This window comes from Candidatus Zixiibacteriota bacterium (assembly GCA_018820315.1).
Taxonomy (GTDB): Bacteria; Zixibacteria; MSB-5A5; order JAABVY01; family JAHJOQ01; genus JAHJOQ01.
In genome coordinates this window covers 1-12,734 of sequence record JAHJOQ010000057.1, presented here as the reverse complement: position 1 = coordinate 12,734, position 12,734 = coordinate 1, and the positions used below count along the sequence as shown (strand labels likewise).

General features: G+C 50.2%; 10 protein-coding genes. 3 read left to right on the top strand and 7 right to left on the bottom strand.

The window, feature by feature from the left end; translation table 11 throughout:
* A partial coding sequence (locus KKH67_04945) for a hypothetical protein (GenBank protein ID MBU1318528.1) occupies window positions 1–1,691 on the top strand: 1,691 nt, incomplete at its 5' end.
* Between the two features lie 76 nt (window positions 1,692–1,767).
* Here KKH67_04945 and KKH67_04940 read toward each other — a convergent pair.
* The 3 genes from KKH67_04940 to KKH67_04930 form a co-directional block, all read right to left on the bottom strand.
* Window positions 1,768–2,643 carry a cohesin domain-containing protein gene (locus KKH67_04940; GenBank protein MBU1318527.1) on the bottom strand — a complete coding sequence of 292 codons (876 nt, stop codon included), beginning with the start codon at window positions 2,641–2,643 and terminating at the stop codon, window positions 1,768–1,770.
* Between the two features lie 256 nt (window positions 2,644–2,899).
* Window positions 2,900–4,549 (bottom strand): hypothetical protein, encoded by a 1,650-nt coding sequence (locus KKH67_04935; GenBank protein ID MBU1318526.1) that lies wholly within the window; start codon window positions 4,547–4,549, stop codon window positions 2,900–2,902.
* 69 nt (window positions 4,550–4,618) lie between these two features.
* Window positions 4,619–5,326, bottom strand: coding sequence for an ABC transporter ATP-binding protein (locus KKH67_04930; GenBank protein ID MBU1318525.1), 708 nt, complete (start codon window positions 5,324–5,326; stop codon window positions 4,619–4,621).
* 175 nt (window positions 5,327–5,501) lie between these two features.
* Between KKH67_04930 and KKH67_04925 the strand changes: the two genes are divergently transcribed.
* Complete coding sequence (locus tag KKH67_04925) at window positions 5,502–6,404, top strand: DUF3078 domain-containing protein (GenBank protein MBU1318524.1); 903 nt, start codon at window positions 5,502–5,504, stop codon at window positions 6,402–6,404.
* 53 nt (window positions 6,405–6,457) lie between these two features.
* Here the strand turns inward: KKH67_04925 and KKH67_04920 are convergent, their stop codons facing one another.
* From KKH67_04920 to pyrE, 4 genes are all read right to left on the bottom strand, one after another.
* A complete protein-coding gene (locus KKH67_04920; protein MBU1318523.1) occupies window positions 6,458–8,767 on the bottom strand; it encodes a T9SS type A sorting domain-containing protein in 2,310 nt (769 codons plus the stop codon).
* A gap of 264 nt (window positions 8,768–9,031) precedes the next feature.
* Window positions 9,032–9,757 (bottom strand): DUF116 domain-containing protein, encoded by a 726-nt coding sequence (locus KKH67_04915; GenBank protein ID MBU1318522.1) that lies wholly within the window; start codon window positions 9,755–9,757, stop codon window positions 9,032–9,034.
* Complete coding sequence (gene ilvC / locus KKH67_04910; GenBank protein ID MBU1318521.1) at window positions 9,754–10,740, bottom strand: ketol-acid reductoisomerase; 987 nt, start codon at window positions 10,738–10,740, stop codon at window positions 9,754–9,756. The genes KKH67_04915 and ilvC overlap by 4 nt, the downstream gene beginning before the upstream one ends.
* A gap of 21 nt (window positions 10,741–10,761) precedes the next feature.
* Window positions 10,762–11,337 (bottom strand): orotate phosphoribosyltransferase, encoded by a 576-nt coding sequence (pyrE, locus tag KKH67_04905; GenBank protein MBU1318520.1) that lies wholly within the window; start codon window positions 11,335–11,337, stop codon window positions 10,762–10,764.
* A 374-nt stretch (window positions 11,338–11,711) separates the two neighbouring features.
* Between pyrE and KKH67_04900 the strand changes: the two genes are divergently transcribed.
* A partial coding sequence (locus KKH67_04900; GenBank protein ID MBU1318519.1) for a class I SAM-dependent rRNA methyltransferase occupies window positions 11,712–12,734 on the top strand: 1,023 nt, incomplete at its 3' end.

Genomic DNA, 12,734 nt, shown 5'->3' with positions numbered 1-12,734 from the left:
TCTATTCGGACCTCGACACCGAACCGGTGCGATTCTACAAGCGCAGCAGACACAAGCAGGGTGACTATCCTGAATTGGTCTTCTCATGCTACCCGATCGAGCACTACGAAACGGGCCAGCCTTGGAAGCACCGTGCGGTATCCAGAACCATCGCTCCGATCAGATACACTATTGATGCCGCGATCAATGAACGAGCTCATCTGACCTGCAAAGCAAGACTCGATTTCGTTTCGGACCGTGATTCGCTTCTTTCGCTCTACGCGCTCATATTCGGAAAGACCGACATCGACTCCGTGTTAGATTCACGTGGTGACACATTGTTTGTCTCCAAGCTCGATGATGAATCCGGCTTCTCCCTATTCCTTTCCGAGCCACTATCGAAAGGCGATACATCGTCACTGACTTTCTACTATACATCAGAAGAAATCATATCCAAAAGCCCCACGGGTGATTTCTACATCGATGACCAGGTCAACTGGTATCCGATAATTGAATATCTTCTCCCATCGCACTTTGATGTCACTTTCAGTTGCCCAAAGCAACTCGCATTGCTCTCCGTCGGTGAGAAGGTTGTCGATTCAGTCGCTGAGGAGCAATCGATCACGCGCTGGGTAACCAAAGAGCCGGAGCTGTTCACGTCATTCAACTACGGCTTGTTCGACACACTGACTCTGCAGGAATCGGGTACGCCGGAAATCAAGATACACCGGGGCCAGACACACACCGGCGATCTTTTCCGTTCCGATATGAAGGAGAGTGTCGGAGGCGACGTATTGGGCGCGCTTAGACTGTACACAGAATTGTTCGGGGAGATTCGGTATGATCCCATACTCGTCGCCGAGATACCATACGGTCGAGGCCAGGGCATGCCGGGACTGCTTCATCTGGCGTGGGGAACATTCCAGGATGACGATCCGATCTGGGACGCCTCATTCCGTGCCCATGAAGTCGCTCATCAGTGGTGGGGACATACTGTCCGATGGGAGAGCTACCACGATCAATGGATGTCGGAAGCCTTCTCGGAGTTTTCAGCTGCATTGTATGTTCAGCAGAAGCTTGCCGATGACAAGAAGTATTTCGAGATTCTCGATGTCTGGCGGAGAGACGCGCTGCAGAAAGGGAAGACATTCCGGGGAAGCTGGAGTGCCGGGACAGAGGCGGGTCCGATCTGGCTCGGATTGAGATTGTCGTCATCAAAGTCCGACGACTTCATGGCGCTCAGCTACTCGAAGGGCGGATATATAATGCACATGCTGAGATGTCTCATGAAAGACTGGGAAAGCATGTCCGATGATAGGTTTTTCGCGATGATGAGAGACTTCGTCGAGACTTTCCGAGGAAAGGCTGCCACAACCGAGGATTTCCAGATGATTGTCGAAAAGCATATCGGAGAGCCAATGGATTGGTTCTTCGACCAGTGGATTTACGGCATTGAAGTGCCGAGACTTTCATTCAAGGAACATATCCGCGAGGAATCGGGCAGATTTCTGATCGATTTAGTGATCGAACAGCATCAGGTATCAGACAGATTCAAGTCAGTGATTCCCGTTCGAGTGAGTTTTGAAGATGGTTCGTGGGACATCACAAGAATTGCCGCAGTTGGAGAACTGACAACCAATGTTGTAGGACCCTTCTCTTTGAAGCCGAAAGATATCGAGTTCAACTTCTACAAGTCTGTGCTATCGAGATAGCAGTAATATTAGTAAACAAAGAGAAAGCCGTGCAAGAACGCACAGCTTTCGAATTTGTCATGCCTGATAATCGACGTTAGTATGCGAGCGCGTCAGGGCATGGGTGTTCACCCATACGCCAGGCATAATTTATGAGGCGCGTGATATCGATCATATTCACCCTGCCATTGCAGTCACAGTCGCCGATTTCGAACGGATTAGGTACGGGACCGCCATGGAAGAGATAGTCGATCAGGAAAATGATGTCCTCCATCGTCCACGAGGTTCCATCGCCGTCGGGATCACAGTCATTCGATGGTGGTGGCACCACGATATCGATTCCACCGTGCGTGAATTCGATCCACTGCGCGACTACATGATCCTCAGAACCTGACAGACAGGATAGCGACGCTCCGCCGTTGTCCGTCTCGCCGGTGACCACTGTGCCGTCCCAGTCGAACACATTGTCCGATATGAACAGAGTATCACCGATGACATTCGAAAGTGCGTTATCGCCACAGTCTACCCAAAGAAATTTAACCGGCTCAAATCTGTCGGAACTGACGGATGGGTTGACCAGGAAGAAAATCTCAGCCAGCGAGCCAGTGCCACTGTAGCAAATCGGGTCTCCCGGTTCGGCTACTGTGCTTGTAATACCGACAACGCGAACCTTCCCACTGCCTGCGTCAGATCGCCATGAGAAATACTCCCATTCGCAATCTTCCAGCAACTGACCCGGTTCGGCATGATCCACCGAAAGGATCGCAGGATCGAATTCGAGAAACAGGTCAAACCCTCCGAAGTCCTGGTCGCATCGATTGATATTGACCGGGACGGAGACAATCTGCCCAGGATTGACGGGGGAAGAGACTTCCATCTTGATCTCGAAAGTCGCCCACCGCGGATCACCGTTAGTGATTGCCGCAGCAACGAGGAGAAAGATTATGCACAAAACTATATTCAGACTCTTCATCATAATCCTCCGGAAGAGTTTCGTGAGATTTCCAGAAATGGACATTCGCTTCAATGCGAGACCGTTTTGATAACCCAATGGCACATATAAGATTGCCTTCCAAGCGCAGACCCGAAACGCAACACTTCCAGTGGGCAGCTACTTACAATATCATGATACCATAATCGGCAGATTTGTCAAGTGCTAAAGATGAACAGAGAAGAACCGCTCCTTCGCTAAGGCATTGTGATATAACATAATACGCAAGGTGGCAGCTTCAGCCGGCGTAACGGACTTCGGCAGCCTTCTTAGCGATGCGCCTTCCGCAGAAAATCAGCGCAATTCGTTCAAGAATGATAGCTGAGACAATATAGACTCCATAGACCGACAGGGGATCAAGAGCCTTTGTTAGCTTTGAGAATATGGCGATAGGAATTACATAGAGCGGCAAGAAAGCCAGGATTGCAACGAACACGGCACTCTGTTGTCCCGTTTTTGTCGGCAGCCCGAACGGCACACCGGCGACGAATGGAAACACCAGGAGCATCACAATCTGAATCAGGAAGTATAGGAGGAGAATCATCATAATCGAGTGCAGGGCATTACCATAGATGAAACAGAGGACAACGCATAGTACAATCAGATATGGAATGATAAAGACATACTGCATGAACCGTACCGTTGCAAAAATGACTTCGCGAAGATCCGAGGGAGTAGAGAAGAATATCCAGGATGATTTGTATGAGGCGGAGTAGAGAACATTGAAAATCACCATCACAGGAAGCAAGCCTGGCGCTATGAAAGTCAGGATTGAACCACCACGCAGCGCGGCGTCTGTCTGGAACGGGTTCAATACTCCCCCATCATCCCAGATATCTGTGATGCCCATAAACAGGTAAAGCAGAGTCAGGGGGAGAATCGCCAGCACACCCATTTTGAACTTCTTATCGTACTTGAACTGCACCCATATCAGCTTGAAAACCACCGCCTGCTCGGGACTTTTGATTATTGCGAAAATGCCGGTGCGGCCAGACTTGACGACTTTCCTGTTATTGGATTCTCTTCTATCGCTCATACGAGCAGAACGAGAGAGAGCAGATGCATAGCGTACAGACAGAAATCTTGCTCCCAGGATCGATGCCATCGCTACCGACGATAGGCCGAGCATCGCTGACCAAATCCAGTGAGATGTGGAGATATCTCCTGTGAGTCCGAAGAAAGACGTGAACCACGCAGAGGGTATGAGGAATATCCACCATTCTGTGACTTCGCGGAGCTGCAGCAGATCTTTCGCGAACAGCTTGGGCACCACGATATAACAGAAGTAGACCATCGTGCCGAGCAACATCTGGGCATAGCCAAGAGCCGATGAGAGCCTCTCGCGGCTCACATAGTTGAGCAGGGACGTGTAGATGCCCGCCATGGTGAGCGACACAAAACAGCTCGACAACAGGAAAACGAGTGGCATCAGCACAAGATACCAACCGCTGCCGGTTCTCACTGCCAGAGCTACCGTTGGTGTGAGACCGAGCGATGCACTTATTATCGAGGTATAGATCAGCAGATTGGCAACTTTGGCATAGAAGAATGTCCTGGAATTGACAGGCAGCGGCGAGATAATCTCGAAATCGTCCGGAGAGAGAATTATACCGCCGAATTCGATCAGAACGTTTATAGCCACAAATGTCACGGCAATCGTCACCACGATCAGAGCAGCAGAGAAAATCGAAAGTATCGCATACATGGCTACGGCAAGACCTATACTGACAAAGAAGTAGAAGAGCAATGTCGCAAACATCGGTGGAAACTTGCCGGAAGTCCTTTCGGGCTGAATTCCCGACGCAGATCTGATATCGAGCTTGAGAGCAGTCTTCACGAGGTGCTTTAGCTGGCGAAAATCGACTCCGCTATACATTTCGTCTATCACGTGAACTTCCTATTCAAGTGCATCAAGGATGTTTGAGGCGCGGTCTTCAATATCGGTTACGCCGGTGAGCTAGGAGAATGCCCTAGTCAATGAGGCCTCCCCCGCCTGCGCCATGATCTCGTCCGTAGTCCCTTCAGCAAGCTTCTCACCTTTGTGGATGATCAGCAATCTCGTGCAGAGCTTCTCCACTACCTCAAGAACGTGCGAACTGAATATCACGGTTTTGCCTGCCTCAGAGAGTTGAGTTATCAGCTGTTTGAATACTGCTGAGCTGTTTGAGTCGAGCCCGGAGAATGGCTCGTCGAGAATCATCAGATCCGGATTGTGCAATAGAGCTGAGGTCAGAAGAATCTTCTGCTTCATTCCTTTGGAATAACCTGTCATGCGCCTGTCGATCTCTTCCTCAAGGTCCAGATATCGCATAAGCTTCTCGATCTGCGAAGATATGCGATCCCTTGGTAGATGGTGCAGATTCCCTATCAATTCAAGATACTCTCGAGCGGTCAGGTTTTCATACAGCGCACAATTTTCCGGCACGTAACCGATACGTTTCTTGACCTCAGTCGGCTCTGTCGCGACATTTCGCCCGGCCACTTCAATGGTTCCGCTGGTAGGGTCCTGCATACCAACTATCATTGTAATAGTAGTTGTCTTGCCGGCTCCGTTGGGTCCCAGAAGGCCAAAAATCTCGCCTTGGGAGACATTGAAACTAAGGTCTTTGACAGCTTCAATCTGACCAAAGGACTTGTAGAGTTGACTTACACTTACCATTTTCATATAGAATACCGTCCGTAAACAGATTTATTTGATCATTATATGCGGAACCTTTGGGTCGACAAAGAGTTTTTTGCCTTTTGAGTAATACGACGGAAGGGTCGGTGTCGCAAAGACGTCGCGACATTTGACGCGAATTAAACGAAGACGGTAAATACAAACCAGGGAGGAACAAGTAGTGATCAGGCTGACACAATTGGTCGTGATGCTCTCAATCATCTGTCTGCTACTGGGTGCAAGCTCATTTGGCCAGGCAGATTCTACCGGCTGGAAGAAGACGTTCGATCTCAACTTCAACGTCACGCAGAACAGTTACTCAGACAACTGGACCGGTGGTGAGGCAGGGAATGTCACCTGGATTTCCGCCGCCAACGGCGTCTTTGAAAAGCAAGTTTCCCCAAAACTCAACAGTAAGACGACGGTGAAGCTGGCATTCGGTCAGACACACACACAGGAGCAGGAGACGAAGAAGTGGGCGAAGCCGGTCAAGTCTACCGACAATATAGACGTGGAATCGGTGCAGCGGCTGACAATGAATTGGATAGTCGACCCATACTTCGCCGGAAGATTCGAGTCACAGTTCATGGACGCTTCGGAGCCGACATTCAAGAGGTTCATCAATCCGATGCTGCTTACATTCTCAGGCGGTATCGCAAAGAAACTCTGGCATCGACCCGAAAAAGATGAGTTGATCTCCCGGCTTGGTCTTGCGGTGAGGGAGCATATCTCACGTGATATCGATTCTCTCGCGATTCGCACGACTAAGACAAATACTCGCACGGATGGTGGTCTCGAATCCGTCTCCGATTTCAACATCATCATCGATAAGGACGTAGCATTCACCTCGAAACTCTCACTCTTCAAAGCGCTTTTCAACTCGAAAAAAGACGATCTGAAGGGCTTACCGGAAGCGGATTTCTGGAAAGCAATCGATGTCAACTTCGAAAACACTGTAACAGCGTCAGTGTCGAAGTACATCCAGGTGCAGCTCTACACTCAATTGCTGTATGATAAAGAGGTCGACCTCGGCGGCAGGTTCAAAGAGACGCTCTCTCTGGGCCTGACCTACAAACTGCTATAGAATCCGGAGACACATGCAGGGCTGCATCTGCAGCCCTGCACGTTACGACCACACTATTTCAAAAGCATCATCTTCTTGGTGTCGGTGAAGTCGCCTGCCTCCACTCTGTAGAAGTAAACACCGGATGAAATCTCAGGTCCGGCATTCCACTCGACTTCGTAGCTGCCTGCATCCATCGGGCTGTCAATCAGCGTAGCCACCACCTGTCCCAATATATTGAATATCTCCAGTTTCACCCAACTGAATGTTCCGATATCGAACGCTACTGTCGTATTCGGATTGAATGGATTCGGGTAGTTCTGATGAAGTGCGAACTCCTGAGGGAGAATTAGACCCGCAACCTTTTGAGGCGGCGGATCGTTCGGGCACGTTGACCCCTGCCAAACCTCGAGATGGGTCGTTACGGTTCCGCCCTGGGCCGCCGGATAGTGCGTTTCATTGTAGATGTCTACAATATGAGTGAAGTACTGGAACGGCTCATATATGTGTGTCGTTCCCGTGACATCACCGGTTTCCTCCGCACCGAAATGCAGATTCAGAATCATGGTGCTACCACCCCCGGAGATTCCCAGGCTGCTGCCGTGGTACCATTTCGCGCCGTCGCCAACGTTAGTGACGTTCAAACCCGGCAATTTATAAGTATCATTGAGAAGGCAGAATTTGCTGTCATCCCACGTGATCTCAAAGTTTACAGAGTCGATATCGACATCCGTCCACAAGAAAACCGGCTGCCAGACATTGGAGCCGCCCGCCACGTTGTTAGCATAGAAGGACTTGCACCAAGGCACGAAGGAGTCATCGATAGCCGTTAGCTTCAGGTTCTCCGGAGCCATCGTGCACGAGATGGTGCCTGTGGTGTCCACAACCTCGGTTTGATGCTGTGGAGTGAAGTAGTCGATCACCCATGCGGCAACCTCGTCCGGGCAGTCATAGGTGGCCTCGCCATCAATTGCGAACTCGAGCGTGCAGTAGAGCACAGAATCCCCGGAGGGATCAAGATACCCCTGAGATCCAGGAAGCAGCGTGATCGAAACCATATCGTAACCGTTCACCCGGCTGGCAGAGATATTGACATCCGAATTCACAAAGGTCTCACCCTCGAACGCCAGCCGTGAATCGTGCTCGATCAGCAATTGTATATTCCCGGTTCCTATCAATCCAGCCGGGAACGTGTTCCTGATCCAGACATCCAGATACGCAGATTCGCCCGGTTCTCGGTAGTCATCGTCGAATTCCAGATAGACATCCACGGTGTATTCGGGAATGATCAGAGCGCCATCCTCCAGCACCTGTGTGGTAGAGGCGCAGAGTCCCTCGCAAGAATATGGCGAGATGCAGTTTTCCGAATTCGGATTGAAGGCCACCCAGCTGGTATCGTTATCCTCTGCACCCTGACCGGAAGGTGTGATCAACTCGAACTCCAGTGTGTACATTGCTTTCGGAGACGTTACAACATCCATTCCTGGATACCAGGATGGATTCCAGCAGTGTATGTAAATCGAGTCTCCATCCACGTCGAATTCGCTATACAACATGCAGGCTGCGACCCATTCGGGGGCATACCCGGTACATTCATACAGCGTGTTGTCAAAAGTGATGCAGTGTTCGAATTCGGAGAACATGTAGTTGGTCTCATCAAGCCACACTGTCACATAGTGTGACATGTCGCCCAAGTAGACCGTTTCCTCTTCGATATGAGCACGAGCTTTGTATTCCATTATGTGTGCATAGCCATTCGGCCCATTGTTCGGATCGGAATCGCCCCAACCATCGTACTCTTCATCGAATCCGCCGCCGTCGAGTACAACACTGTTGTACCAGCAATTTTCGTCATCGATGGTAAGATCAAGATCGATCTGATCCGAGTTAGCGCAGAGTACATTGAATTTCAGAGCGTACACCGTGTCCCAGGCATTCTCTTTGAACTTCAAGTCGCCATCGACTCCCGACACATTAATATTGTAGAATGCGCCATGATCCAAAGTAACGTTCCAGATTAGAGAATCCTGTTCCCAGGTAACTCCGACGATTCCGACAAATTCCAACTCAGTGTTGTTGAACTGGATCCTGTTCTGGAATCTCTCCAGTATCAGACTGGTGTCGGGATCGGGTGCGGTATTCATTCCGTACATCTGAACCGACACCGACACTTGTGTAAAGGCGGTGTTCATCGTCTCCACTATGCCGCCAGTATCGGAGCAAATGTCGACCTTGATGATATACGATGAAGTGTTTTCACATGGATAGAGCGGCGGTAGGATGCCTCCCCCTTTGTCGCCTGCGAGGAGGTTCGTGAATGCGCTCACCATGATGAGCGATACTACAACGATCATCAGTGCGATTGTAACAGTATTCCTTTTCATATTCTCTCTCCTGACTTCATTTAGTTGAATTAGATGCGAGATGTTTGTCTACTGGAGATTTCTCGGAGGCGCCCGCGCAGATATTACTCCATTCGGCCTCGACATAGACCAATCCCTGTCTTTCCGCATCCGATTGCGGAAGCCCGACTCTTTGTGCGATTCACTCTATCAGAGATGAATTGCGATTAGACCCAAAACCTATAAGATACTGTATGATTATAAGTTAAACGGACGAATTTGTCAAGTATGATTCGGAAGTGACAATCAGTTGGGGCGACTTCGGAATTCGGCTTTCAATCTCAGAACTCGCTCAACTTCTGCAATGTCGGTGTCGGTTGGGAATGGCTGTTCTGCCCAATGCTCGCAGCCGCAGTACTTCAAAGGCACACCGTGCGCAGGAACAGACTTCTCCATACTCGTGCGCATTCCGTCAGCAAGCATCAAAATACATGCGATCCCAAGAAAGCTGACAGACTTGTATTTCTCCAGCAGCACTTCGAATTGCTTCGTCTGATCTCTATAAGCGAAAACTTCAGCAAATTCGTATCTCTCTTTCAGTGCGACAATCTTGTTCACAACGCAGTTCGGTACGCATTGTGTGCATGTCTGTAGATTAGATTCTCCCCCGCGCTTGCATTTGTCCTGCATCAGTGAGAGGCAATCGGGAATGAATATGACAGTGTGTTCTGCGCGACAGAAGTCCTCCCACATAGCCCCGTTGAGAACGGCAATCTGTGCAAGTTCTGCATAATAGAAATCGCGCGGAAATGATGCCCACGAGAAGTCATCGCTCTTCTCGCGTTTACGATTCTCTACATAGCATTCTATTTGAGACGTCTCGGAGGCGAAGTATGACTCAGCGAGCCTGATGAAGTCATCGCCAAACGATCTCAGCTTGTTTCCGAAATCGGTGTCGAGCAAATATGTAGGCGGAGCCTTGCGCTTCAAGATGTCATTCTCCAGGACTCGTCGCGGATACGGGATGCTCATTTGCTTTCATCAGGAAGGATCTTTCGCATCTTCCGGGATGTTTTCTCGAACCGTGATGAATTCACTCTGCGCTTGAATTCGCGAATCTTGGGATACCCTGCTCGATGCTCCGCGCTCCATCTGTCCGTAAACCTGCCGGATGCCACGTCGTCAAAAAGCTTCTGCAGATCAGTCTTTAGTTTCTTGTTCGCAAAAAGGCTCTCAGCGATGACCGTTCCAAACTGCGCTGTCCGAGATATTCTGTCAAGCATACCGGAGATACCGTGCTTGCGGATCAGTCCGGCGAGCATCTCCAACTGATGCGCTGTTTCCAGGAATGCATTTTCGGCGGGGATGCCATTCTTCACAAGGGTATCGAACACTGCCATTGTCAGATGAGTCAATCCTCCGCAGAGTAGCGCCTGCTCACCGAATAGATCGCCGAGAGTCTCGTGGGCGAACGTCGTTTTGAATGCCCCGATCCGAGTGCAGCCGATAGCATGCGCAATCGCCACAGCTATCTTAAGTGACGATGTTGACTTTTCCGGATGGGCAGCTACGAAGCATGATATCCCTTCGCCATTCACGTACTTTGTTCGCAAATCTCTCCCCGGTCCATGCGGCGCCACCAGAGAACACAGAATCCCGTTCGGAGGAGAAACAAGTCCGAAATGTATCGAATATCCGTGCGCGAAAACGAGACACTGCCCTTTATTGAGTCTTCTATCGAGATGAGCCGAGCAAAACTCGCCATGCAGATGATCAGGGAGCATCATGAGTATAATATCTGCGCGATGAACGTCGTCATTCGATATCACAGGAAAGCCATCACTGATAGCGGTAGGGATCGTTCGACTCGATTCTGGCAACGCGACTGACACATTCAGCCCGGAATCCCTTAGGTTTTTCGCGAATGCCGAGCCTTGATTGCCATATCCGACAACTGCGAGAGACTTCTCCCGCAAGATCGGAATATCAGCATCTTTGTCGCGATACACTTTCATAGATCAGTCCTGCAACGTTCCTCACTGCTTCGGGATATCCAAATCGTTGATCGTGAAGATCGATTCGAACTTATATCCCTTCGACTCAAATGACTCTCTGCCACCTGCCAGTCTGTCGACAAGACAAATCACTTTGGCGATCTTCCCGCCCGCTTTCTCAACAGCATCGATTGCTTTGAGAGATGAGCCACCTGTTGTAACCACGTCTTCTATTATGAGCACTTTCGCACCTTCGCTGATCGGACCTTCGATTTGCTTCCCGCGACCGTGGCCCTTGGCCTCTTTGCGGACGATTATCCCATCGACCGGCTTACCGACAAGATGTGACATGGCGACAACCGCTCCGATAATCGGGTCAGCTCCCAGTGTCATGCCGCCGATCAAATCGACATTGAGATCATCCATTATGTCGACAATCACACGGGCAAAATAGGCAAGTCCTTCCGATGTCAGAGAAATAAACTTGGCATCGACGTAGTAATTCGATCTGGCTCCCGAAGCCAGGATGAAGTCACCGCGGATGACCGCTTTCTCGTTAACCAATTCCCGCAGCCTGTTCTTGGCGTCGGCGGGATTCATTGTCAGAAGATTGCTCATGTTCCTTCCTTTCCGGTTAGTTGTGAGAATACCTGAGTGAGGTCACTTTGTCAAGCAATCCGAGCAGAGTGAGCGACTGCAATCGCTATTCTTCTTGATTATGGACGTCTAAAATCGTAGATTTGTCACTCGAAAGGGTTTGTTAACAAACCCCAATATCGTCATTGCGAACGCTGCGTGGCGATCCCGATGTCTGACATTAGCGGCGCCGTCAGGATTCCCATCCTGACGGATGTTCGAAGCAATGAGTGTACTAATCGTGCAGGAAAGGATTCCTGCCCGCGCACGCGAAATCGCCACGTTGCTTCGCTCCTCGCGACGACGAACTATAGAATGCGCCGAGCTTTCTCAACAGGCGCGAAAGTGAGAACTCTATGCTGGAATCCAAAGGCAAGTTGATAATCAAAGACAAGGCTCGAAAGTCCATGCATGGACGACACCCGTGGGTCTTCTCCGGTGCTGTCAATGCTGTGTCGGAGGAAATCGTAAAGGGCGACGTTGTTGATATTATAGATGGTCGTGGTGGCTTCTTTGGAAAAGCCTTCTTCAATCCAGAGTCTCAGATTGTCGCACGGATTCTGACATTCGATGAGATCGAGTGCAGCCTCGACATGATCCGTGCACGGCTCGAACGGGCGATAGCACTCCGCAAATCGTTGCCGGAATACGATCAATGCACCGCTTGGCGGCTTGTCTATGCTGAGGCAGATCATCTCCCCGGTCTGCTGGTCGACTATTATTCGGGATATGTGCATGTGCAGTTTCATTCCGCCGGATGGGAGCCAGTCAAGAAAGACATCGTCACGATGCTTGCCGAACTAACCGGATGCATTGCGATTTTCGATGGTTCCGATCCCGAAATGCGACACAAAGAAGGGCTTTATACGGTAAATGAGACTATCTATGGCGATGAACCGCCCGACAATATTTCTGTCGTTGAATTCGGTCGCAAATTCGATGTCGATATCAAGAAGGGGCAGAAATCGGGCTTGTACCTCGATCAGAAATTCAATCATCAGAACATCCTGCGTTTCGCCACCGGCCGCAAAGTGCTCGATTGCTTCTCGTATACCGGCGGTTTCGCCCTCGCAGCGCTCGATGGCGGGTGTGATTCGCTGACTGCTATCGAAAGTTCCGATGCCGCTGTCGCACAGTTGGAAATCAATGTCGCATTGAACCGTCGCGGATCGGAAGATGTGAAAGTCATTACCGGAGATGCGTTTGAGATATTGCGAGAGATGGCGGACGCTGGCGAGCGATTCGATATGATTATCCTCGATCCTCCCGCATTCTGCAAGAGCAAGACAGCTATAGTGAAGGCGTGCAGAGGCTACAAAGATATCAACCGCATAGCGATGCAGCTGTTGTCACCAAACGGCATTCTTGTGAGTTGCTCC